At 69.2% G+C, this 22,147-nt stretch carries 21 protein-coding genes; 13 read left to right on the top strand and 8 right to left on the bottom strand.

Annotated features, from left to right (window positions below):
• Positions 1-141: 141 nt before the first annotated feature.
• A complete protein-coding gene (locus ABE957_RS16700) occupies positions 142-2,943 on the bottom strand; it encodes a heavy metal translocating P-type ATPase (RefSeq protein ID WP_432765427.1) in 2,802 nt (933 codons plus the stop codon).
• Complete coding sequence (locus ABE957_RS16695; RefSeq protein WP_349759797.1) at positions 2,940-3,383, bottom strand: MerR family transcriptional regulator; 444 nt, start codon at positions 3,381-3,383, stop codon at positions 2,940-2,942. The genes ABE957_RS16700 and ABE957_RS16695 overlap by 4 nt, the downstream gene beginning before the upstream one ends.
• A 281-nt stretch (positions 3,384-3,664) precedes the next feature.
• Between ABE957_RS16695 and ABE957_RS16690 the strand changes: the two genes are divergently transcribed.
• Entirely contained in the window at positions 3,665-5,017 is a 1,353-nt protein-coding gene (locus ABE957_RS16690; RefSeq protein WP_349759796.1) for an OmpP1/FadL family transporter, read from the top strand.
• Between the two features lie 82 nt (positions 5,018-5,099).
• Here the strand turns inward: ABE957_RS16690 and ABE957_RS16685 are convergent, their stop codons facing one another.
• From ABE957_RS16685 to ABE957_RS16670, 4 genes are all read right to left on the bottom strand, one after another.
• Complete coding sequence (locus tag ABE957_RS16685; protein WP_349759795.1) at positions 5,100-6,713, bottom strand: ABC transporter ATP-binding protein; 1,614 nt, start codon at positions 6,711-6,713, stop codon at positions 5,100-5,102.
• A gap of 19 nt (positions 6,714-6,732) precedes the next feature.
• A complete protein-coding gene (locus ABE957_RS16680; protein ID WP_349759794.1) occupies positions 6,733-7,617 on the bottom strand; it encodes an ABC transporter permease subunit in 885 nt (294 codons plus the stop codon).
• On the bottom strand, positions 7,607-8,533 hold the full coding sequence (oppB, locus tag ABE957_RS16675; protein ID WP_349759793.1) for an oligopeptide ABC transporter permease OppB: 927 nt from the start codon (positions 8,531-8,533) through the stop codon (positions 7,607-7,609). The genes ABE957_RS16680 and oppB overlap by 11 nt, the downstream gene beginning before the upstream one ends.
• A 64-nt stretch (positions 8,534-8,597) precedes the next feature.
• The gene (locus ABE957_RS16670; protein ID WP_349759792.1) at positions 8,598-10,175 is read right to left on the bottom strand and encodes a peptide ABC transporter substrate-binding protein; all 1,578 of its coding nucleotides are present in this window, start codon (positions 10,173-10,175) and stop codon (positions 8,598-8,600) included.
• Here ABE957_RS16670 and ABE957_RS16665 point away from each other — a divergent pair.
• The 8 genes from ABE957_RS16665 (at position 10,168) to rimI (ending at position 17,032) form a co-directional block, all read left to right on the top strand.
• Positions 10,168-10,494, top strand: coding sequence for a hypothetical protein (locus ABE957_RS16665; RefSeq protein WP_349759821.1), 327 nt, complete (start codon positions 10,168-10,170; stop codon positions 10,492-10,494). The two genes, ABE957_RS16670 and ABE957_RS16665, sit on opposite strands and share 8 nt — an antisense overlap.
• Positions 10,420-11,515, top strand: a protein-coding gene (prfB, locus tag ABE957_RS16660) for a peptide chain release factor 2 (protein WP_349759818.1) whose coding sequence is annotated in 2 segments (ribosomal slippage) — positions 10,420-10,491 and positions 10,493-11,515 — 1,095 coding nt in all. Because the reading frame shifts where the segments join, the coding sequence is not laid out codon by codon here. The genes ABE957_RS16665 and prfB overlap by 75 nt, the downstream gene beginning before the upstream one ends.
• A 108-nt stretch (positions 11,516-11,623) precedes the next feature.
• Positions 11,624-13,162: a lysine--tRNA ligase gene (lysS, locus tag ABE957_RS16655; RefSeq protein WP_349759791.1), complete on the top strand. Its 1,539-nt coding sequence runs from the start codon at positions 11,624-11,626 to the stop codon at positions 13,160-13,162.
• A gap of 341 nt (positions 13,163-13,503) precedes the next feature.
• A complete protein-coding gene (locus ABE957_RS16650) occupies positions 13,504-13,890 on the top strand; it encodes a hypothetical protein (RefSeq protein ID WP_349759790.1) in 387 nt (128 codons plus the stop codon).
• 94 nt (positions 13,891-13,984) lie between these two features.
• Positions 13,985-15,379 carry an MFS transporter gene (locus tag ABE957_RS16645; protein ID WP_349759789.1) on the top strand — a complete coding sequence of 465 codons (1,395 nt, stop codon included), beginning with the start codon at positions 13,985-13,987 and terminating at the stop codon, positions 15,377-15,379.
• Between the two features lie 75 nt (positions 15,380-15,454).
• The gene (locus ABE957_RS16640; protein WP_089849881.1) at positions 15,455-15,766 is read left to right on the top strand and encodes a BolA family protein; all 312 of its coding nucleotides are present in this window, start codon (positions 15,455-15,457) and stop codon (positions 15,764-15,766) included.
• A complete protein-coding gene (locus tag ABE957_RS16635) occupies positions 15,763-16,581 on the top strand; it encodes a hypothetical protein (RefSeq protein WP_349759788.1) in 819 nt (272 codons plus the stop codon). Before ABE957_RS16640 ends, ABE957_RS16635 begins: the two co-directional genes overlap by 4 nt.
• Complete coding sequence (gene rimI / locus ABE957_RS16630) at positions 16,568-17,032, top strand: ribosomal protein S18-alanine N-acetyltransferase (RefSeq protein ID WP_349759787.1); 465 nt, start codon at positions 16,568-16,570, stop codon at positions 17,030-17,032. Before ABE957_RS16635 ends, rimI begins: the two co-directional genes overlap by 14 nt.
• Before the next feature lie 7 nt (positions 17,033-17,039).
• Here the strand turns inward: rimI and ABE957_RS16625 are convergent, their stop codons facing one another.
• Together ABE957_RS16625 and rsmD are read right to left on the bottom strand one after the other, a co-directional pair.
• Positions 17,040-17,234 carry a cell division protein ZapB gene (locus tag ABE957_RS16625; protein WP_138181448.1) on the bottom strand — a complete coding sequence of 65 codons (195 nt, stop codon included), beginning with the start codon at positions 17,232-17,234 and terminating at the stop codon, positions 17,040-17,042.
• 83 nt (positions 17,235-17,317) lie between these two features.
• Positions 17,318-17,980 carry a 16S rRNA (guanine(966)-N(2))-methyltransferase RsmD gene (gene rsmD / locus ABE957_RS16620; protein ID WP_349759786.1) on the bottom strand — a complete coding sequence of 221 codons (663 nt, stop codon included), beginning with the start codon at positions 17,978-17,980 and terminating at the stop codon, positions 17,318-17,320.
• Between the two features lie 90 nt (positions 17,981-18,070).
• Between rsmD and ftsY the strand changes: the two genes are divergently transcribed.
• The 4 genes from ftsY (at position 18,071) to rpoH (ending at position 22,087) form a co-directional block, all read left to right on the top strand.
• A complete protein-coding gene (gene ftsY, locus ABE957_RS16615) occupies positions 18,071-19,468 on the top strand; it encodes a signal recognition particle-docking protein FtsY (protein ID WP_349759785.1) in 1,398 nt (465 codons plus the stop codon).
• Positions 19,465-20,133: a cell division ATP-binding protein FtsE gene (gene ftsE, locus ABE957_RS16610; protein WP_349759784.1), complete on the top strand. Its 669-nt coding sequence runs from the start codon at positions 19,465-19,467 to the stop codon at positions 20,131-20,133. The genes ftsY and ftsE overlap by 4 nt, the downstream gene beginning before the upstream one ends.
• The gene (gene ftsX, locus ABE957_RS16605; RefSeq protein ID WP_349759783.1) at positions 20,130-21,101 is read left to right on the top strand and encodes a permease-like cell division protein FtsX; all 972 of its coding nucleotides are present in this window, start codon (positions 20,130-20,132) and stop codon (positions 21,099-21,101) included. Before ftsE ends, ftsX begins: the two co-directional genes overlap by 4 nt.
• 119 nt (positions 21,102-21,220) lie before the next feature.
• Positions 21,221-22,087, top strand: a complete 867-nt coding sequence (gene rpoH / locus ABE957_RS16600) for an RNA polymerase sigma factor RpoH (protein ID WP_349759782.1) — start codon at positions 21,221-21,223, stop codon at positions 22,085-22,087.
• The last annotated feature ends 60 nt before the right edge of the window (positions 22,088-22,147 follow it).

Below are 22,147 nucleotides of genomic sequence, written 5' to 3'. Positions count from 1 at the left end.
CGTTTGGCCACACCAAGCCGGCCGCCCCTACTCGGCTACCCCCCAGGCGGGCCCACCTAGCCGGCCGCACCTAGTCGGCCACCCAGAACCACCAGGCGATCAGGGCGATCAGGGCCAGGCCGGCGAGATTGACGATCCAGCTCATCGTGCCTCCTCCTGCGTTGCATCGCTGCCCTGTGTCTCGCCCCGGCCCTCGGCGGTGGGGCGGAACAGGCGCAGCCGGTTGGCGTTGCTCACCACGGTGATCGAGGAGAGCGACATGGCGGCGCCGGCGATCATTGGCGAGAGCAGGGTGCCGGTGAAGGGGTAGATCACCCCGGCGGCGATGGGGATGCCGAGCACGTTGTAGCCGAAGGCGCCCACCAGGTTCTGCTTGATGTTGGCAAGCGTCGCCCTGCTGATCTCGATGGCGGCGGCCACGCCGTGCAGCGAGCCGCGCACCAGGGTGATGCCGGCGCTCTCAATGGCCACGTCGGTGCCCTGGCCGATGGCGAAGCCCACGTCGGCGCGGGCCAGTGCCGGGGCGTCGTTGATGCCGTCGCCGACCATGCCGACCACCTCGCCCTGGGCCTGGCGGCGGCTGATCTCGTCGAGCTTGTCCTCGGGCAGCAGGCCGGCGCGGAAGTCGTCGATGCCCACTTCCCGGGCGATGGCGGCGGCGGTGTGCTTGTTGTCACCGGTCAGCATCACCACCGTCAGGCCGTCGGCCTGCAGGCGCTTCACCGCCTCGCGGGTGTCGTGGCGCAGGGGGTCGCTAATCCCGAAGATCGCGGCGAGCCGGCCATCCACGGCGAGATAGACCACGGTGCGCGCCTTCTCCTCGAGCCCGCCGGCGATCTCGCGACCGTCGCCAAGCGCGACGCCGGCCTCCTCCAGCAGCCGGGCATTGCCCAGCAGCAGCGGCCGGCCATCACCGGTCGTTGCCGTGACGCCCCCGCCGGTGACGGTATCGAAGTCCGTGATCTCGCCGGGCGTGGCGCCTTGTTCCTCCGCATGCGCCATCAGCGCCTCGGCCAGCGGATGCTCGGAGCCGCGCTCCAGGGCCGCGACCAGGCCCAGTACTGCCTGTTCGTCGCCCTCGAGTACCTCGGCCTCGGTGACCCGGGGCTTGCCCTCGGTGAGGGTGCCGGTCTTGTCCACCACCAGGGTGGTGAGCTTGCTGGCGGTCTGCAGGGCGTCGCCATTGCGCACCAGCACGCCGTGCTCGGCGGCCTTGCCGACCCCGATCATGGTGGAGATCGGCGTGGCCAGGCCCAGCGCGCAGGGGCAGGCGATGATCAGCACCGTGGTGGCGGTGACCAGCATGTGGATCACCCGCGGCTCGGCGCCAAAGTTGAACCAGGCCAGCGCGGTGAGCACGGCGATGATCATCACCGATGGCACGAAGATGCTCGACACCTTGTCGGCCAGCTGACCGATGGGCGGCCGCGAGTTCTGGGCGCTGGCCACCTGCTCGGTGATCTGACCGAGGCGTGTGTTCGCCCCGACCCGGGTGGCCCGGTAGACCAGGCCGCCCTTGCCGTTGACCGTGCCGGCGCTGACCTCGTCGCTTTCGCCCTTGGCCACGGGCACCGGCTCGCCGGTCAGCATCGACTCGTCGATGTGGCTCTGCCCCTCGGTCACCTCGCCGTCCACCGGCAGGCGCTCGCCGGGACGCACGCGAATATGATCGCCCTGGCGCACCTCGTCGATGTCGACCTCGCGCTCCTCGCCGTCGCGGATCACCCGGGCGGTGCGGCTCTGCAGGTCGAGCAGGCGCTTCAAGGCCTCGCTGGTGCGCCCGCGGGCGCGCAGCTCCAGGGCGTTGCCCAGCAGCACCAGGCCGATGACCATCGCCGAGGCCTCGAAGTAGATGCCCCGGGCCACCTCCGGCAGCCAGGGACCGACGGCCACCACCGCCATGGAGTAGAGCCAGGCGGTGCCGGTGCCCATGGCGATCAGGGTGTCCATGTTGGCCTGGTGGTGCCGGAAGTTCTTCCAGGCGTTGACGAAGAAGTGGCGTCCCGGATAGGCCATCACGCCAAGCGTGAGCAGGCCGATCGCCAGCCAGTAGAGGCGTCCGCCGCCCACCGGCTGCGGATGATAGACGAACATGCTGGCCATCAGAGGCACGGCGAGCGCGAGAGACAGCAGGCTGCCCCTGAGGCGCTGGCGATAGGTCTGCTCGTCCTTGCGGGCTCGAGCCTCTTCCGCTTCGCGCATGTCGACGATGGGCTCGGCGCCGTAGCCCACCTCCTCCACGGCGTGGATCAGGGTCTCCGGATCGGCGCTGCCACGTACCTCGGCGGTATGGGTGCCGAAGTTCACCTCCGCACTGACCACCCCGGGCGTCTGCTCGATGGCCTGCTGGACGCTCTTCACGCAGCTGGCGCAGGTCATGCCGCTGATGGAGAAGCGTCGTGTCGTGGGCCGTGTCTCAGCCGTCGGCGCGTCGCCGGGTGCCTGGGGCGCCGCCGACTCGGCGTCTTCGGGCGTCTCGGCCTCGTCGGAGGCGTCCGTTTCTGCGGGAGCTTCGCCGTTACGCTCACCGGGCGGATAGCCGGCCTCGGTCAGGGTCTCGTCCAGCTCGGTCGCCGAGAGCGCGGTGGTGATCTCGAGGCGCTTCTCGGCCGGGGTGCCGGTGACGTCGGCCTCGGGGTCTCGTGCCTGGATCGCCTTGCGCATCCGACCGACGCAGCCCTGGCAGCTCATGCCGGGGACGTGGCGCTCGTGGTGCTGACGGTCGGCCGGCGCCCCGGCGGCCGCCGGATAGCCGACTTCGGCCAGTAGCTCGTCCAGGGCGTCACCGGTCAGCCGTGTGGCGACCTCGAGGCGCTTCTCGGCAGGGGTGCCGGTGACCTCGGCCTCGGTATCCTGGGCCTGGATGGCGCGGCGCATCGAAGCCACGCAGCCCTGGCAGTTCATGCCGGGTACCCGGCGCTCGAGGGTGTGTCTGGCGTTCATCGGGTCTCCTTGTCGGCGTCGACGTCGGCATTGAGCGGTTCGGGAAAGCTCTCGATCAGTCGGCACAGGCTATGTCCGTCCGGCGTGCCGTCGGGCATCTCCTCCCAGGCCGCGAGGGCCTGCTCCATGCGCGCGGCCAGCGCCTCCAGCTCGGCGATGCGTTCACGTATCTGGGGCAGTCGACTGGCCAGCAGGTCGCGCACCATCGGGCAGGGCGAGTCGCCATGGTCGGCATGCTCGAGGATGTCGCGGATCTCGGCCACGCCGAAGCCCAGGGTGCGGGCGCGCTGAATGAAGCGCAGCCGCGCCAGCTCCTGCTGGCCGAACAGCTGGTAGCCGTTCTCGGGATGGCGCTCGGGGGTCAGCAGCCCCTCGCGGGTGTAGTGGCGCACGGTCTCGGCGGTGACGCCGGCCTGGCGGGCGATGTCGCTGACCTTCATCGAGGGATCTCCAGAGGATGTCGTGGCGAGAGTGTAAAACCTTTGGGTAACCCATAGGTCAAGGGTCGGCGAGGCCCTAGGCGTCGTGGCGGGCGGCCTAAGGCTAAGTCGATGAAAGGTAAGGGGTTGAAACGTTTGTTCTACCAAAGTATTAGCAAGTTTTGCTTTAAAACGCTCGTTTGGACTTGATCCCCGACGGCAGATGCGCGAACACTGACGGCACGTGACCGCCTCGCGGCAAAACGACAACAACGATCCACCGGAAAGGGATGCCTCGCCATATGCCCCATCACGTCAATCGGCTGACCATTGCCATCGCCCTCGCTTCCACGGCGCTGATCGCCGGCCAGGCGGCCGCCTCCGGCTTCCAGGTGCGTGAGCAGAGCGCCAAGACCCTCGCCAACGCCATGTCCAACGCCACCGCCGGCGCCGAGGACGTCAGCTTCATGGCCTACAACCCGGCCGCCATCGGCAACATCGACGGCAACCAGGTTGCCGGCGGGGTGGCCTATATCGATGCCAGCTTCGAGCTTCAGGATGCCGAAGCCTCTAGTCGTTCCTTCCCCGGTCTCGGCAATGTCGATTACGATCGAGGCGGCTCTCGCCAGGGCGGCGAAACGGCTACAGTGCCGAGCTTCGCCGCCAAGATGCAGCTCAACGAGCAGTTCGATCTGGGCCTGGCCATCTACGCCCCCTACGGGCTCTCCACCAAGTACGACGAGGACTGGGTTGGCCGCTATCACGCCGTGGAAACCGAACTCACCACCATCGATTTCCAGCCGACGCTCAACTACCGGGCCTCGGAGCGGCTCAATCTGGCCGTCGGCCTGCGGGCGCAGTATGCCGATGCGACGCTGTCTAACGCCATCGACTTTGGCACTGCAGCAGCCCTTAAAGGCGGAACCCCCGGTCGCGATGACGTGATTGGTACGGTGGAGGGTGATGACTGGGGCTATGGCTATACCTTGGGTGCGCTCTTTCAGGTCACTGACAAGACTCGCCTTGGTGCCAGCTACCGCTCCGAAATTGACCTGACTCTCGAAGGGGATGTCGGGTTCAGCGGCACGAGTGCTTATTCTTCCACTGCCGTGGCGAATGAGGCTGATCCACGTATTACCGATAAAGGGGGGAAGGCTGACCTGACGACGCCAGCCAACCTGAACCTGGGCGTCTACCATCAGCTGACCGATCGGCTGGCGCTGATGGCCAACGCCGAATGGACCGAGTGGAGCAGTTTCGACGAGCTGGTGGTCGAGTTCGAAGATGGAACCAGCAGCCCCACCACCGAGAACTGGGACGATACCTGGGCCTTCTCGGTAGGCGCCAACTACGCCCTGAACAAGCAGTGGCTGCTGCGTGCCGGCCTGGGCCTCGACGAGAGCCCGGTGCCCAGCGCCGAGTTCCGCACCCCGCGGGTGCCGGATGCCGACCGCCAGTGGGCGACCTTCGGCGCCACCTGGATGCCCAGCCCCGAGCTCGGCATCACCGCCGGCTACATGCACGTCTTCGCCGACGATGGCGGCATCGACCAGCGGGCAACCGCCACCAACGAGAACGCCGATAAGGGCAACCTCTCCGGCGACTACGAGGTGGAGGCCGACGTCTTCGCCCTCTCGCTGGACTACCGCTTCTAGGCGCGGCCCTTCCGGCACGACCTTTTCTGCAAGCCCCCCGCGACCCCGGCCACTGGCCGGGGTCTTTGCGTGTGGGGAGGGCTCAGGCGGCGGCTTCCTCGAGGAAGGCCGCCCGCATCAGTTCCCGGGTGTAGGCCTCGCGGGGCGCCTGGAACAGCGCCTCGGTATTGCCCTGCTCGACCACCGCGCCCTCCTTCATCACCAGCACGCTGTCGGCCAGGGCCCGCACCACCGCCAGGTCGTGGCTGATGAACAGGTAGGTGAGGCCGTGGGTCGCCTGCAGGTCGCGCAGCAGTGCGATCACCGTGGCCTGCACCGAGCGGTCCAGGGCCGAGGTGGGCTCGTCGAGCAGCAGGAACTCGGGCTTGAGCACCAGGGCGCGGGCGATGGCGATGCGCTGGCGCTGGCCGCCCGAGAACTCGTGGGGGTAGCGGTGGCGCATCGACGGGTCGAGGGCGACATCGTGGAGCGCCTCCTGGACCCGGGCGTCCCGCTCGCGCCGGCCGAGTGCCGGGGCGTGCACCCGCAGGCCCTCGCCGACGATCTCGCCCACCGTCATGCGCGGCGACAGCGAGCCGAAGGGATCCTGGAAGACCACCTGCATGCGCGAGCGCAGCGGGCGCATGCCGGCGCTGTCCAGGCCGTCGAGGGCGGTGTCGTCGAAGCGGATATCGCCCCGGCTCTCGAGCAGGCGCAGCAGGGCGCGGCCCAGCGTCGACTTGCCGGAGCCGGACTCGCCGACGATGCCCACCGTCTGGCCGCGGCGGATCGCGAGATCGATGCCGCGCACCGCCTCGAAATACTCGGCGGGCCCAAAGAGGCGCCTCTTGAGAGGGAAGCGCACCCGCAGGTCGCGGGCCTCGAGTAGCAGCGGGGCGTCGGCCGGCACCGGCGCCTTGCGCCCGTGGGGCTCGGCATCGATCAGCATCCGCGTGTAGGCGTGGCGGGGGGCGGCGAACAGGGCGGCGGTCTCGCCGCTTTCCATCAGCTCGCCGCGGCGCATCACGCAGACCCGATCGGCGAAGTGGCGCACGATGCCCAGATCGTGGGTGATGAACAGTATCGCCATGCCATAGCGCCGCTGCAGGTCCTTGAGCAGGGTGAGGATCTGCGCCTGGACGGTGACGTCCAGCGCCGTGGTCGGCTCGTCGGCGATCAAGAGCTTCGGCTCGCAGGCCAGCGCCATGGCGATCATCACCCGCTGGCGCTGGCCGCCGGAGAGCTCATGGGGGTAGCTCCCCAGGCGCCGCTCGGGCTCGGGGATGCCCACCTGCCCGAGCAGATCGAGGGCGCGGGCCCGGGCGGCGCGGCCGCGCAGCGCGGTGTGCTTGGTCAGTACCTCGATGATCTGGCGGCCCACCCGATGCAGCGGGTTCAGCGAGGTCATGGGCTCCTGGAAGATCATCGAGATCTCGTTGCCGCGGATGCGGCGCAGGCGCTTCGGCGGCACCCGCAGCAGGTCCTCGTCGCCGGCCCCGCCATGCCAGCGGATGGCGCCGGCGGGGCGGGCGAGTTCCGGCAGCAGGCCCAGGGCGGCGGTGGAGGAGACCGACTTGCCGGAGCCGGATTCGCCGACCAGTGCCAGGGTCTCGCCCTCGTGGATGGTGAAACTCAAGTCCTTGACGGCGGTGACGTTGCCGCCCGGCAGGTCGAAGTCGACCCGCAGACGATCGATCTCGAGCAGTGGCTGTGACATGGAGCCTCCTTGCGGGTCGTTAACGGGTCTTGGGATCGAGGGCATCGCGCAGGCCGTCGCCCAGGAAGTTGAGGCACAAGAGGGTCGTCGCCAGGAAGGCGGAGGGCACCAGCAGCATCCAGGGAGCGGTCTCCATCATGTCCTTGCCCTCGCTGATCAGTACGCCCCAGCTGGTCAGCGGCTCCTGCACGCCGAGCCCCAGGAAGGAGAGGAAGCTCTCCAGCAGGATCACCTTGGGCACGGTGAGGGTGACGTAGACGATCACCGGGCCGATGGCGTTGGGTATCAGGTGGCGGGTGACGATGGTGTGGCTGCGCACGCCCAGTGCCTGGGCGGCCTCGACGAATTCGCGACGCTTCAGGGCCAGCACCTGGCCGCGCACGATGCGCGACATGTCGAGCCACTCCACGGCGCCGATGGCGGCATAGATCAGCAGGATGTTGCGGCCGAACACCACCATCAGCAGGATCACCAGGAACATGAAGGGCAGCGAGTACATGATGTCGACGAAGCGCATCATCAGGGTGTCGGCGCGCCCGCCCAGGTAGCCGGCCACGGCGCCGTAGAGCACGCCGATCACCAGCGAGACCAGGGTGGCGACCAGCGCCACGGAGAGCGACACCTGGCCGCCATGCAGCACCCGGGTCAGCAGGTCGCGGCCGTTGGCGTCGGTGCCGGCGTAGTGGCCATCGGCGAGGCTCGGCGCGGTGAGAAAGGCGTTCCAGTCCACCTCGTCCATCGCCCAGGGCGTCAGCCAGGGGCCGGCGATGCAGGACAGGGCGACCAGCGCCAGCAGCACCAGGCTGGTGGTGGCGGCCTTGTTCTGCTTGAGCCGTCGCCAGGCCTCGCGGGCCAGGCTGTCGCCGGCGATATCGGGGGTCGAGACAGCGGTATCAGTCGTCATAGCGAATCTGCGGGTCCAGGGCCGAGTAGAGCAGGTCGACGAGCAGGTTGAGCAGCACGATCAGTGCGCCGTAGAACACCACCGTGCCCATCACCAGGGTGTAGTCGCGGTTGAGGGCAGCCTGCACGAAGTAGCGGCCGATGCCCGGGATGCCGAAGATCTGCTCGATCACCACGGAGCCGGTGATGATGCCGGCGATGGCGGGGCCGAGGTAGGAGACCACCGGCAGCATTGCCGGGCGCAGGGCGTGGCGCCAGATCACCTCGGCCTCCGTCAGCCCCTTGGCGCGGGCCGTGCGGATGAAGTGGCTGCCGAGGATCTCGATCATGCTGGCGCGCATCATCCGCGCGATGTAGGCGATCTGCTGGATCGACAGCGCCACCACCGGCAGCACCAGGTTGGGCCAGGCGCCGTCGTTCCAGCCGCCCACCGGCAGCCAGCCGAGGAAGACCCCGAACACCAGCGCCAGCAGCGGGGCGATCACGAAGTTGGGGATCGCCACGCCGGCAAGCGCCGTGCCCATCACCAGGTAGTCGACGGTGGAGTTGCGCCTGAGCGCGGCGATCACCCCCAGCGGCAGGCCGATCAGCAGCGCCAGGCCGATGGCCCACAGGCCGAGCTCCAGGCTCACCGGAAAGCCCTGGGCGACCAGCTCGGTAACGGTGAAGTCCTTGTACTTGAAGGAGGGGCCGAGATCGCCTTGGAGCAGGTTGCCCATGTAGATCAGGTACTGCTGCCACACCGGCTCGTCCAGGTGGTAGGTGGCCAGCAGGTTGGCCTCGATCTCCGGCGGCAGCTGGCGCTCGCCGTCGAAGGGGCCGCCCGGGGCCAGGTGCATCAGGAAGAACGACAGGGTAATGACGATCCACAGCGTCGGAATCGCCTGCAGCAGGCGAGTCAGGGTATAGCGGAGCATGGGATGGCCTCGCGCCCCGGGCCGCCAGGGCCCGGGGACAGTCACAGCGGTGGGGAAGGGCGGATCACTCCTCGATGTCGATCCAGCGCGAGCGGTGGATGTCCTCGATGTTGGTCTGCCAGCCGCTCAGCGCGGGGCTGACCAGGTTGCGCGACACGTAGTAGTAGAGGGGCAGGGTGGCGTTGTCGGCCAGCGCCAGGGCCTCGGCCTCGGCCATCAGCTCGGCACGGGCGTCTCGGTCCTGGGTCTCGGCGGCCCGGTCCATCAGGGCGTCGAACGCGGGGTTGGCGTAGGCGCCGTAGTTGTTGGCGACACCGCCCTCCAGCAGACTCAGGAAGTTCTGGGCGTCGTTGTAGTCGCCGATCCAGCCGGCCCGGGCCACGTCGAAGTCGCCCTGGCGGATGTCGGCATAGTGCACCGCCACCTCGGCGTTGTAGAGCTCCACCTCGACCCCCAGCGGCTTCCACATGGCGGCCAGGGCGATGGCGACCTTGCGATGGTCCTCGCTGGTGTTGTAGCGCAGCAGCAGCTCGAGCGGGTCGTCCGGGCCGTAGCCGGCCTCGGCCATCAGTTCGCGGGCGCGGGTCAGGCGCGCCTCCTGGCTCATCTCGGCGAAGTCGAGCTCGGCGCCCTCATAGTGGGCCACGTTAGGCGGCACGAAGCCGTAGGCGGGCTGCTCGCCGGTGCCGAGGATCTGGTCGGTGATCACCTCGCGGCGCGCCGCCAGGCTCAGCGCCTCGCGCACTCGCGGGTCGGCGGTGGCGCGGCCGTCCCGGGTGTTGAAGGCGTAGTAGTAGATGCCGAGGTAGGGGGCCACCTGCACGGCCTCCGGCAGGTTCTCCTGGAGCCAGGCGTACTGCTGGGTGGGGAACTCCCGGGCGATGTCGATCTCGCCGGCGCGAAAGCGGTTCAGGGCGGTGTTGCGCTCCTCGATGGGGAAATACACCACCTCGTCCAGGGCGACGTTCTCGGCGTCGTGGAAGTGCGGGTTGCGCGTGGCCTCGATGCGCGTCTGCGACTGCCACTCCTGCAGCGCGAAGGCGCCGTTGGAGACCATGTGCTCGGGGCTGGACCAGTCGTCGCCGTACTCCTCCACCGCGTGCTGGGGCACCGGATAGGCGGTGTAGTGGGCCAGCTGGTCGAGGAAGTAGGGAGTGGAGCGTTCAAGGGTGATGCGCAGGGTGCGCGGGTCGAGCGCCTCGATGCCCAGCGCGCTCGGCTCGGCCTCGCCGCCGTAGACCGCCTCGGCGTTCTTCACCGGATAGAGCAGGTAGGCGTAGCTGGCGGCGGTGGCCGGGTCGAGGATGCGGCGGAAGGCGAAGACGAAGTCGCCGGCGGTCACCGGCGTGCCATCGGACCAGGCGGCGTCCTCGCGCAGGGTGAAGGTATAGGTCGTGCCCTCCTCGTCGATCTCCCAGGATTCGGCGACGCCGGGGATGCGCGCGCCGTCGGCGGCCTCGGTGACCAGCCCCTCGAAGAGGTCGCCGACCACGTCGTTCTCCCAGGTGCCGCTGATCTTGTGGGGGTCCAGGGAGGCGGGCTCGCCCATGATGGCGAGGCGCAGGGTATCGGCACTGGCGGGCAGGGCGAGGCAGCTGGCGGCCAGCAGCAGCGAGCCGGCGGCGAGGCGGGGCGTGATCATCATGCACTCCGTTGCTTGTGGTTGTGTGGAGTTCCGGCCGTGTGGGTCATGGCCTCACCATGTCCAAGCCGGCGAGCGCGGTCTATTCGAAATTGCGCATGGCCCCATCCATGAATTCGATATCGCCCGATGCGAAGGGCCGTGGAGGATGGTCGCTGCGGTCGGGTTTCGCTACAATAGCGGCCTTTTCCGCGCCGCCGCGGCGGCCGTCTTTCCACCGCAGATTCAGGCGAGCGAGCCCATGCTGGAAACCAATGCCATCCACAACCTCATCAAGGACCTGTCCGAGCGGACAGACGTCCTGAGGGGGTATCTTTGACTATGCCGAAAAGAAGGATCGGCTAGAGGAAGTCACCCGCGAGCTCGAGGACCCCAACGTCTGGAGCGATCCCGACTACGCCCAGAAGCTGGGCAAGGAGCGGGCCACGCTGGAGACCATCGTTGCCACCATCGACGAGCTCGACCAGGGCCTGGGCGATAGCCGGGACCTGCTGGAACTCGCCGAGATGGAGGAGGACGAGGGCACCGTCGCCGAGGTCCAGAAGGAGCTCGACGGCATGCAGGCGAGCCTCGCCAAGCTCGAGTTTCGGCGCATGTTCTCCGGCGAGATGGACGAGAACAACGCCTACCTCGACATCCAGGCGGGCTCCGGCGGCACCGAAGCCCAGGACTGGGCCAACATCCTGCTGCGCATGTACCTGCGCTGGGCCGAACACCACGGCTTCAAGGCGGAGATCATCGAGGTCTCGGCCGGCGACGTGGCGGGCATCAAGTCGGCCTCGGTGCATATCCAGGGCGATTATGCCTTCGGCTGGCTGCGCACCGAGACCGGCGTGCACCGCCTGGTGCGCAAGAGTCCCTTCGACTCCGGCGGTCGCCGCCACACCTCGTTCGCCTCGGTGTTCCTCTCCCCGGAGGTCGACGACAGCTTCGAGGTCGAGATCAATCCCTCGGACCTGCGCACCGACACCTACCGCTCCAGCGGGGCCGGCGGTCAGCACGTCAACACCACCGACTCCGCCGTGCGCATCACTCACGAGCCCACCGGCATCGTGGTGGCCTGCCAGAGCCAGCGCAGCCAGCATGCCAACCGCGACTTCGCCATGAAGCAGCTCAAGGCGAAGCTGTGGGAACACGAGATGCAGAAGCGCAACGCCGCCAAGCAGGAGGCCGAGGACTCCAAGGCCGACATCGGCTGGGGCAGCCAGATCCGCTCCTACGTGCTGGACGACCAACGCATCAAGGACCTGCGCACCGGCGTGCAGTCGAGCAGCTGCGACAAGGTGCTGGACGGCGACCTGGATCAGTTCATCGAAGCCAGCCTGAAACAGGGGCTCTGAGCCCTTGCCCTGCCGCGCCCCGGGCATATTCCTCCGGAGCGCGGCGCGACGCCCACTCTTTTTCACCGTAGCGGCCTCCCGTGAGGCCGCGACGCCACAGGTAGCGACATGGCCCACCCGGACTCCCCGCAGAACGACGAGAACCGCTTGATCGCCGAGCGCCGCGCCAAGCTGGCCGCGCGCCGCGCACTGGCCGCCGACACCGGCGAGAGCGCCTTCCCCAACGATTTTCGCCGCGACAGCCTGGCGGCCGAGCTCGACGCCGAGCTCGGCGACAAGGACAAGGCCGAGCTGGAGACGCTGGGCCGCCAGGCCGCCGTGGCCGGGCGCATCATGCGCAAGCGCGGGCCCTTCCTGGTCATCCAGGACCCCTCCGGCACGATCCAGCTCTACGTCGACAAGAAGGGGCTGCCCGCCGAGGTGCTCGAGGACATCAAGGGCTGGGACATCGGCGACATCGTGGCCGGCCGCGGTCCGGTGCACAAGTCGGGCAAGGGCGATCTCTACGTGATGATGGTCGAGGCCAAGCTGCTCACCAAGAGCCTGCGTCCGCTGCCCGACAAGTTCCACGGGTTGACCGATCTCGAGGCGCGCTATCGCCAGCGCTACGTCGATCTGATCGTGAACCCCGATTCGCGCCGGGTCTTCGAGGCCCGCGCCGGGGTGATCAGCGCCATGCGCCGCTTCTTCGAGGATCGCGGCTTCATGGAGGTCGAGACGCCGATGCTGCAGCCGATCCCCGGCGGCGCCACGGCCCGGCCTTTCGTCACCCACCACAATGCGCTGGACATCGACATGTACCTGCGCATCGCCCCGGAGCTCTACCTCAAGCGCCTGGTGGTGGGTGGCTTCGAGCGGGTCTTCGAGATCAACCGCAACTTCCGTAACGAGGGGCTCTCCACGCGGCACAACCCCGAGTTCACGATGATCGAGTTCTACCAGGCCCATGCCAATCATCATGACCTGATGGATCTCACCGAGGAGATGTTGCGCAGCGTGGCCCAGAAGGTGCTGGGCACCACCACGGTGGTCAACACCGTGCGCAACGCCGAGGGCGAAGTGCTGGAGACCTTCGAGTACGACTTCGGCCAGCCGCTGCGCCGCATCAGCGTGTTCGACGCCATCCTCGAGTTCAACCCGGACATCCACGCCGAGGCCCTGGCCGACGAGGCGGCGGCCCGCCAGATCGCCGAGCGCCTGGATATCGACGTCAAGGACGGCTGGGGGCTGGGCAAGGTCCAGATCGAGATCTTCGAGAAGACCGTCGAGCACCGCCTCCAGCAGCCGACCTTCATCACCGAGTACCCCACCGAGGTGAGCCCGCTGGCGCGCCGCAAGGACAGTGATCCTTTCGTCACCGAGCGTTTCGAGTTCTTCGTCGGCGGCCGCGAGATCGCCAACGGCTTCTCGGAGTTGAACGATGCCGAGGACCAGGCCGAGCGCTTCGCCGCCCAGGCTGCGGAGAAGGAGGCCGGCGATCTGGAGGCGATGTACTACGACGCCGATTACGTGCGCGCCCTGGAATATGGCCTGCCGCCGACCGCCGGCGAGGGCATCGGCATCGACCGGCTGGTGATGCTGTTCACCGACAGCGCCTCGATCCGCGACGTCCTGCTGTTCCCGGCCATGAGACCCGAGGTCGAGTGAAGGGGCTGTGTTGTAGAGGCTGAGCGAGGGGCGCTGGGGATGGGCCGAAGGGGAGGTCCGAGGACCAGGGGTGAGGAGCATTGCTCCGAACGGGCTGGCCAGGGATGGCCAGCACCGGACCTGCAAGCGGAGTGGGACGCGAGAGCGCAGCAGGGCCGAGGTAGCGTCCATGGAGGGATTCACAGCGCCTCCCCGACGGTACGGCGCTCCGGGGCCTGTCGCCAGTCAGCCCTGAGCCTGGCAGTCAGAGGCTACCCATCTGCGGTGAGGTGTGGGAAGCATTGGTAAACGCCGTTGCCAGCGCCCATAATGACCGTCGTTTCGACGTCGAGGAGACCGTGATGAAACTGCTCAACCGCTCCGCCCTGAGCGTCAGGCCGACCCGGCATTTCGTGGACTGGATCAATGCGCTCGAACCCACCATGGAAGGCGATGACCTGACCCTGGCCGACGTCGAACGTGAAAGCACCGTCTATCTGATCCCGGAGATGGACACGCCGGAGGCCCTGGAGGGCTTCGTGCGCGAGCGCTACCTCGAGATCCTCGAGACCGAGCTGCGCGCCTGGGAAGAGGACGAGCGTCAGTGGCCGGAGTCCCTGGACTGGGCGCTCTTCCAGCGCTTCCTGCAGGTCGAGCACAGCTACCTGGCCGTCGACCTGGATAACGAGGCGGCGCTGGAGATCTCCGAGGTGGACGACGCCCTGCTGCTGGAGACCGACCAGGACTGAGGCGTCTGCCCGGCCGTCATCCCGACGACGGCGACCGCGAGAAACCGGCTTCGGCCGGTTTCTGTCTTATTGATCTTCTAGCAACGGAAACAGGATGAGTCGACTCTTCGCGACCCGTCCCGGCGACGATGGCCTGCCGGGCCCGGAACGGCGCCTGGCGGTGCTGGCACTGATTCTCGGGACCCTGATGGCGGTGGTGGACACCACCATGGTCAACATCGCCCTGCCCACCATCGCCGCCGACCTCGCGGCCTCGCCCTCCCGGGTGGTGTGGGTCACCAACCTCTTCCAGGTGGTCTGTGCCGCCTTCCTGCTGGTCTTCGCCGCGCTCAGCGAGCGGGTCGGGCGCTATCGTGTCTACACCGCCGGGGTGGCGCTCTTCACCCTGGCCGCACTGGGCAGCGCGCTCTCCCGCAACCTCGAGACCCTGCTGCTGTTTCGGGGCCTGCAGGGGCTCGGCGCGGCGGCGACCCTCTCCATCGGGCCGTCGCTCTACCGGTCGATCTTCCCCTCGCGGCTGCTCGGCAGCGCCCTGGGGCTCTCCGCCCTGGTGGTCGCCGGCGGCTACGCGGCGGGGCCGACCATCGGCGGGCTGGTGCTCTCGGTGGCGAACTGGCCGTGGCTCTTCGCCCTGCACGTGCCGCTGGGGCTCTGCGCCGCCAGCCTGGCCTGGCGGGCGCTGCCGCGGGAGGCCAGGCGCCGTGAGGACTTCGACTGGCGCGGCGCCCTCTTCGCGGTGGCCATGATGGCCGGGCTCTTCCTGGGCCTCGATAGCGCCGGTCACGGGGTGCCCGGCTGGCAGGTGCTCGCCTGGCTGGGCGGCAGTGCGCTCAGTGCCGGGCTCTTCCTGCGGCGCCAGCGGCGCGCGCGTCACCCCCTGCTGCCGCTGTCACTGTTCGCCGAGCGGCGCTTCTCGTTGGCGGTCTGCGCCTCGGGGCTGGCCTTCGTGGGACAGGGGCTGGCCTTCGTGGCGCTCTCCTTCCTCTATCAGCAGGAGATGGGCTTCACGCCGCTGCAGACCGCCTGGATGTTCACCCCCTGGCCGCTGGCGATCATGGTGGTGGGGCCGCTGGCCGGTCGGCTGGCGGATCGGGTCAACCCGAGCCTGCTCTCCAGTGCCGGCCTGCTACTGCTGCTGCTGGGCCTGGCGGCGCTGGCCGGGCTGGACGCCGAGGCGGGCCTGGCCGACAGCCTCTGGCGCACGGCGCTCTGCGGCATGGGCTTCGGCCTCTTCCAGCCCCCCAACAACCGCGAGATGATGGCCAGCGTCCCCCGCGAGCGCAGCGCCCGGGCCTCCGGCGTGATGAGCACCACCCGGACGGTGGGCCAGTCCCTCGGGGTCGCCCTGGTCGGCGCCTTCCTGGCCGCCGGCGCCCCGGTGCAGGCGACGCTCTGGGCCGGGGCCGGGGCCTGCGTGCTGTCGCTCATGGCGAGCCTTTCGCGGGTCGGCCTGGCCGGGCGGGCGCAGCGCGAGGCGCGCCGGGCCTGATCGCGGCGGGCGTCGTCGGACCCGCACGGAAGGCGTACAATGGCCCTCTCACTCACCCAGCATCGAGACGTCGACATGAGCATCCAGGACACCATCGAAGCCAAGCTCAAGGCCCTCGAGCCCGACTTCCTGGCGGTGGAGAACGAGAGCCACCGGCACAACGTGCCGGCGAATTCGGAGACGCACTTCAAGGTCACCCTGGTCGCTCGCCGCTTCGAGGGGCTGATGCCGGTCAAGCGCCACCAGCAGCTCTACGCGCTGCTCGCCGATGAGCTGGCAGGCCCGGTGCACGCCCTGGCCCTGCACCTCTTCACGCCCGAGGAGTGGGAGGCCAGCGGCCGGTCGCGCCCCGATTCCCCCGACTGCCGGGGCGGCAGCACCTCGTGACCCCGGAGCCGCAGCGCCTGCAGTACCTGGAGGCCATGGGCCTGACGGCCTGGGTCTCCCGCTACCGCCTGCCCAACGCCCTGCCCACGCCGGAGTGCGAGTGGGCGCCGCCCGAACCCGAGGCCGCGACGCCGACCCCGCCGGGTGAGCGCCTGCACGCCCTGCTCGACGAGGCCGCCCAGGCCCAGGTCGCCACGCCCCGGGAGGCGCCCGCCGAGCCGGAGCCGCCCCAGCGCCCGCCGGCCGGCCCCGGCAAGGCGCGTGCGCTGCTCGGCGACATGGTGCCCGCCGCCGAGGCGGAGGCTGACGCGAAGCCGGCCGCGGCGCGCCCGGCGCAGCGTGCCGGCGAGGCGCTGCGCTTCACCCTGCAGGTGGCCTGCCTGGATGGCCGCTGGCTGATCCTGCTGCCCCAGGAGGCGGCCCCCGGCGCCACCGAGGTGCGCCTGCTGCGCCACCTGCTGCAGGCCGCCGGCGTGGTGCCCGAGCAGATGCCGGCCTTCGAGGCCTTTCGCTGGCCGCAGCTGGAGGGCCTGCCGGTGGAGGCTCCGGTCGAGGAGGCCCGGGAGGGGCTCCAGGCCTTCCTGGCCGGCCGTCAGCGGCGCGGCTGGGTGCCGGAGCGGCTGCTGGTGTTCGGCGACGACGCCGTTCTCGATGAGCTGCTCGCCCTGGTTGATGCACACTGCCCGCTGCTGGCGTTGCCCGCCTGGCAGGGGCCTGCCCTGGATGAGCTGGCCGGCAGCGCCGCGGCCAAGCGCGCGCTCTGGCCGCAGATGGCCGGCTGGCGTCAGGCCTGGGAGGCGCATGCGCCCGACTGAGACGACGCTGCGCCCGCTGGAGATCGACGATCTGGCGGTGCTGACGACCCTGGAGCAGGCCCATCAGCATGATCCCTGGACGCCGGCTCAGCTCGAGGCCGTGCTGGGTGATGCCGAGGCGAGGGTCGTCGGCGTCGAGCAGGAGACGCGGCTGGTGGGGCATGCGGTGGTGGTGCGCCTGCCCTTCGATGCGGAGCTGCAGGCCATCCTGGTGGCCGGCGACTGTCGTCGTCAGGGGCTTGCGGGTCGGCTGCTCGATGCGGTGATCGAGGCGGCAAGGGGCTGGGGCGTGGAGCGCCTGCTGCTGGAGGTGCGGGCGAGCAATGTCGCGGCCATTGGCCTCTATCGACGCGCCGGCTTCAACGAGGACGGCCGGCGTCGCGGCTACTATCCGCCGCTCGCCGGCCGTGCGCGGGAGGATGCGCTGCTGATGTCGCTCCCGCTGGCCTGATCCCGCCTCAGCTGGTCGCGGTCGTCTCGACTTCCTCGAACTTGCCCAGCAGGGCGGAGAGGCGACGCTCCCACTCCTCGCGTTCCTGCTTCAGGCGAGCGTTTTCCTCGCGCAGCTCCTCGGCTTCCATTCTCATCAACTCCAGGGCCTCGACGGCGCTGGTGACCTTCTGTTCGAGCTGGTTGAAGAGTTCGATGCTCATCCTGTTCTCCTGACAACATCCTGCTGATCGGGCCGCGCCCGGTGGGGATTCTCCTGACGGCAGCGTAACCTTGCGGCCGGGGCTCAGCAACCGTCGCCGTCGGGCGACTGGTCCTCGGCCTGCCGGCGCCGGTAGAGCCGCCCGGTGCTGTCACCGGCCCGCACCTCACGATGCAGCTGCCAGCTGGCCGGCACGGCCGGCGCCAGCGAGGTCTCGGTCTCGAGATAGATCCAGGCCTCCTCGGCGAGCCAGCCGCCGGCCTCCAGGGCCGCGCAGCAGCCGGCGGCGAGGCCCTGATGGAAGGGCGGGTCGAGAAAGACCAGCGAGAAGGGGGCGGAGGTGTCGGCCAGGAAGGCCTGGGCCTGGGTGGTCAGCAGCGTGGCGCGCTCGCTCGCCTTCAGGGTCTCGAGGTTGTCGGCCAGCTGGCGCGCCACCCTGGCGTCGGCCTCGACGAACACCGCCTCCCGAGCGCCTCGCGACAGGGCCTCGAGGCCGAGTGCCCCAGTGCCGGCGAAGAGGTCGAGCACCCGGGCCCCGGGCACGGCGGCGGTCAGCCAGTTGAAGAGCGTCTCGCGCACCCGGTCGGGGGTGGGGCGTAGCCCGGGATGATCGAGCACGGGAAGCTGGCGGCGGCGGTAGTCGCCGCCGATCAGGCGCAGCCGTCCGGTCTTGGCTGGGGCGCCCCTGGGCGAGGCGCCTGGGCCCGGGCGGCGGGACTTGCGGGAGGAGGAGGGGTGACGTGTCATGGAGCGGATTGTAACCGCCGGCTTGTCCACAGTCATGGTGCGCAATGGTAGGATGAGGCGATTCGTTCATCCGTGAGGCGTGATCCCCCCATGTTCGGTTTTCTCAAGCGCAAGAAGAAGCAGGAACAGCAGCAGACGACACCGGAACAGGAGGCCGAGCGCCGGTCGGAAGAGGAACAGGACACGATAGCCGACGGCGCGCGGCCAGAGCAGGAGGAGCCCTCCGCGGCCGCCACGGCCCCGGAAACGTCCGTGGCAGAGGAATCCGGCGAGGCGGAGGCTGTCGAGACTGTTCCCGCCGCCGAAGAAGCGCCCGTCGCCGCCGAGGAGAAGATCGCGGCCGATGAGGAGGTGGCGGCCGAGTCCAGCCTTGAGCCCAGCCCTGAGCCCACGCCCGAGGAACCCGCGGAAGAGGCGGTGCAGCAGGTCGCCCCCGAGCCCGAGTCTGTTTTCGAACCCGAACCCGAACCCGAACCCGAACCCGAACCCGAACCCGAACCCGAACCCGCGCCTGCCGCCCTGCAGGAGAAGCCGGTCAGCGAGAAGAAGGGCTGGTTCGCCCGCATCCGCGCCGGGCTCGGCAAGACCCGCGCCAACCTCACCGACGGCCTGGCCGACCTCTTCATGGGGCGCAAGCAGATCGATGACGATCTGATGGAGGAGCTCGAGACCCAGCTGCTGATGGCGGACGTCGGCATCGAGGCCACCACCGAGATCATCGACCGGCTCGCCGACCGGGTCTCGCGCAAGGAACTCAAGGATCCCCAGGCACTCTACCGCGCCCTGCAGGAGGAGCTGGCGGCGAGCCTCGAGCCGGTCACCGAGCCCCTGGCCCTGCCGCCCAAGGGCGAGGGCCCCTTCGTGATCCTGGTGATCGGCGTCAACGGCGTGGGCAAGACCACCACCATCGGCAAGCTGACCCAGCGCTTCCAGCGCGAGGGGCGCAGCGTGATGCTGGCCGCCGGCGATACCTTCCGTGCCGCCGCCGTGGAGCAGCTCAAGGTGTGGGGCGAGCGCAACGACGTGCCGGTGATCGCCCAGCACACCGGCGCTGACAGCGCCTCGGTGATCTTCGATGCCCTCTCGGCGGCCAAGGCGCGCGGCGTCGACGTGCTTATCGCCGACACCGCCGGGCGCCTGCACAACAAGGCGCACCTGATGGAGGAGCTCAAGAAGGTCCATCGGGTGATGGGCAAGATCGACGCCAGCGCCCCCCACGAGGTGATGCTGGTGCTCGACGCTGGCACCGGGCAGAACGCCCTGGCCCAGGCCTCGACCTTCCACGAGGCGGTGCCGATCACCGGCGTGACCCTGACCAAGCTCGACGGTACCGCCAAGGGCGGCATCATCTTCGCCCTGGCGCGACAGCTCGGCACCCCGATCCGCTTCATCGGCGTCGGCGAGGGGCTGGATGACCTGCGACCCTTCGTGGCGCACGAGTTCGTCGATGCCCTGTTCGATCGGGACCAGGACACGCCCGCGTCATGATTGCCTTCGAGCACGTCGGCAAGCGCTATGGAGGGCGCTATGATGCGCTCGCCAATATCGATTTTCGCGTGCGCCGCGGCGAGATGGTCTTCCTGACCGGCCACTCCGGGGCGGGCAAGAGCTCGCTGCTGCGGCTGATCATGCGCCTGGAGCGGCCCAGCCGCGGCCGGGTGCGGGTGGCGGGCCACGACATCGATCGCCTGCACCACAGCCAGATCCCCTTCTATCGCCGCCAGATCGGCGTGGTCTTCCAGGATCACCAGCTGCTCTTCGACCGCTCGATCTACCACAACGTGGCGCTGCCCCTGGAGATCCAGGGCATCGAGCGCCGCGAGGCCGCGCGCCGGGTGCGGGCGGCGCTCGACAAGGTGGGGCTGCTGCACCGCGAGGCGGCCCTGCCCATCGAGCTCTCCGGCGGCGAGCAGCAGCGGGTGGGCATCGCCCGGGCGGTGGTCAACAAGCCGGCACTGCTGTTGGCCGACGAGCCCACCGGCAACCTCGACCCGCAGCTCTCCGCCGACATCATGGGGCTGTTCGAGGACTTCAATCGCATCGGCACCACGGTGATGGTCGCCAGCCACGACCTGGCGCTGATCGCCCGGCTTCGCCACCGCACCCTGCGGCTGAGCGAGGGCCGCCTGGTGGCCGACGAGGAGATCGCATGAGTCGACCCGAGCCCTCGTCCCGCGGCGCCCGCACGCAGCGGCCGAGAAGCGGCCTGCGCTGGCGCGCCTGGGCACGCCACCACCGCGCCATGGCCGCCGACAGCGCGCGCCGGCTGCTGCGTCGGCCACTGGGCAGCCTGCTGACCATGCTGGCCATCGCCATCGCCCTGGTGCTGCCGGCCGGCCTGTGGCTGACCCTGGACAGCGCCCGTCTGCTCGACGCCCAGCTGGAGCAGAGCGCCACTCTCACCACCTACCTGGACGAGGAGGTCGGCGAGGCCGAGGCCGGGCGCATCGAGCAGGCCCTGGCCGCCCAGGACGGCGTGGCGGCCACCCGGCTGATCACCGCCGCCGAGGGTATGGCCGAGTTCCAGCAGGCGCTGGGGCTCGAGGACGCCCTGGCGCGGCTCGAGACGAATCCGCTGCCGGCAAGCGTGGTGGTGCGCCCCGCCAATGCCGACCCCGCGGCGGTGCGCCGGCTCGCCGATGGCCTCGCGGCCGTGCCCGGCGTCGACGAGGTGCGCCTGGACCTCGCCTGGCTGGAGCGCCTGCGCCACCTCGCCGCGCTGGGCCAGCGCGTCACCCTGGCGCTGGGCGTGCTGTTCGCGCTGGGGGTGCTGCTGGTGGTCGGCAATACCATCCGGCTGGCCGTGGAGAGCCGCCGCCAGGAGATCGAGGTGGTCACCCTGATCGGCGCCACCCACGCCTTCGTGCGACGCCCCTTCCTCTACAGCGGCGCCTGGTTCGGCCTCGGCGGTGGCCTGCTGGCCTGGGGGCTGTTGAGCCTCGGCAGCGACTGGCTTGCGGCCCCGGTTTCCGCGCTGGCGGCCAGCTATGGCGCCAGTTTCACCCTGCCGCGGCTGGGAGGCGAAGGGTCTACAATACTGTTGGGCTGTAGTACACTACTGGGCTGGCTGGGTGCTTGGCTGGCCGTGAATCGGCACCTGGCGGAGATCCGGCCTCGTTAAGGCAAATGGCTGGATGATTCCTCGCTATATGCGAGCACATTCGGAACTTTCAACGGCCTTTATCGTCGTAGTCGGCGATCACGAACAGCACTATGGGCTTCGAAGGAGACAACCTGCACATGAGCACCAGTCTTCTGCCGGTGGGGCAACTCTCCCCGGGTCATGACCTGAACGGCTACATCCAGGCGGTCAACGGCATTCCCATGCTGACCGTCGAAGAGGAGCGCGATCTCGCCTTCCGGCTTCACGACGAGGGGGACCTGGAAGCGGCTCGCCGTCTGGTGCTGTCGCATCTGCGCTTCGTCGTCTACATCGCCCGCAGCTACTCCGGCTATGGCCTGCCCCAGGCGGACCTGATCCAGGAGGGCAACGTCGGACTGATGAAGGCCGTGAAACGCTTCGACCCGAACCAGGGTGTGCGGCTGGTCTCCTTCGCCGTGCACTGGATCAAGGCCGAGATCCACGAGTTCGTGCTGCGCAACTGGCGCATCGTCAAGATCGCCACCACCAAGGCCCAGCGCAAGCTGTTCTTCAACCTGCGCGGCGCCAAGAAGCGCCTGGCCTGGTTGAACACCGATGAGGTCGAGGCGATCGCCAAGGATCTCGACGTCAAGCCCGAGGTGGTGCGCGAGATGGAAGGTCGCCTGTCGGCCCACGACGCCGGCTTCGACGCCTCGCCCGGGGAGGACGACGAGTCCGCCTATCAGGCGCCAGTGCACTTCCTCGACGACGCCAGCGCCGACCCGGCCACCCAGCTCGAGGACAGTGACTGGGAGCAGGACGCCACCCAGCGCCTGCAGACGGCCCTTGCGGCCCTCGACGAGCGTTCGCGGGATATCCTGCAGCGCCGCTGGCTCGGCGACGGCAAGGCCACCCTGCACGAGCTGGCCGACGTCTACGGCGTCTCCGCCGAGCGCATCCGCCAGCTCGAGAAGAACGCCATGAAGAAGATCCGCCTGCAGATCGGCGACGCCCTGGCGGCCTGATCCCCCTGGCTGGCGACTGCCGGTCCTGGCGAAGATCGCTACCTCATCGCATCGCCCGAA

This window comes from Halomonas pelophila, assembly GCF_040196315.1.
Lineage (GTDB): Bacteria > Pseudomonadota > Gammaproteobacteria > Pseudomonadales > Halomonadaceae > Halomonas > Halomonas pelophila.
Note: the sequence above shows the minus strand (reverse complement) of the source record. Positions and strands in the feature narration are given on the sequence as shown.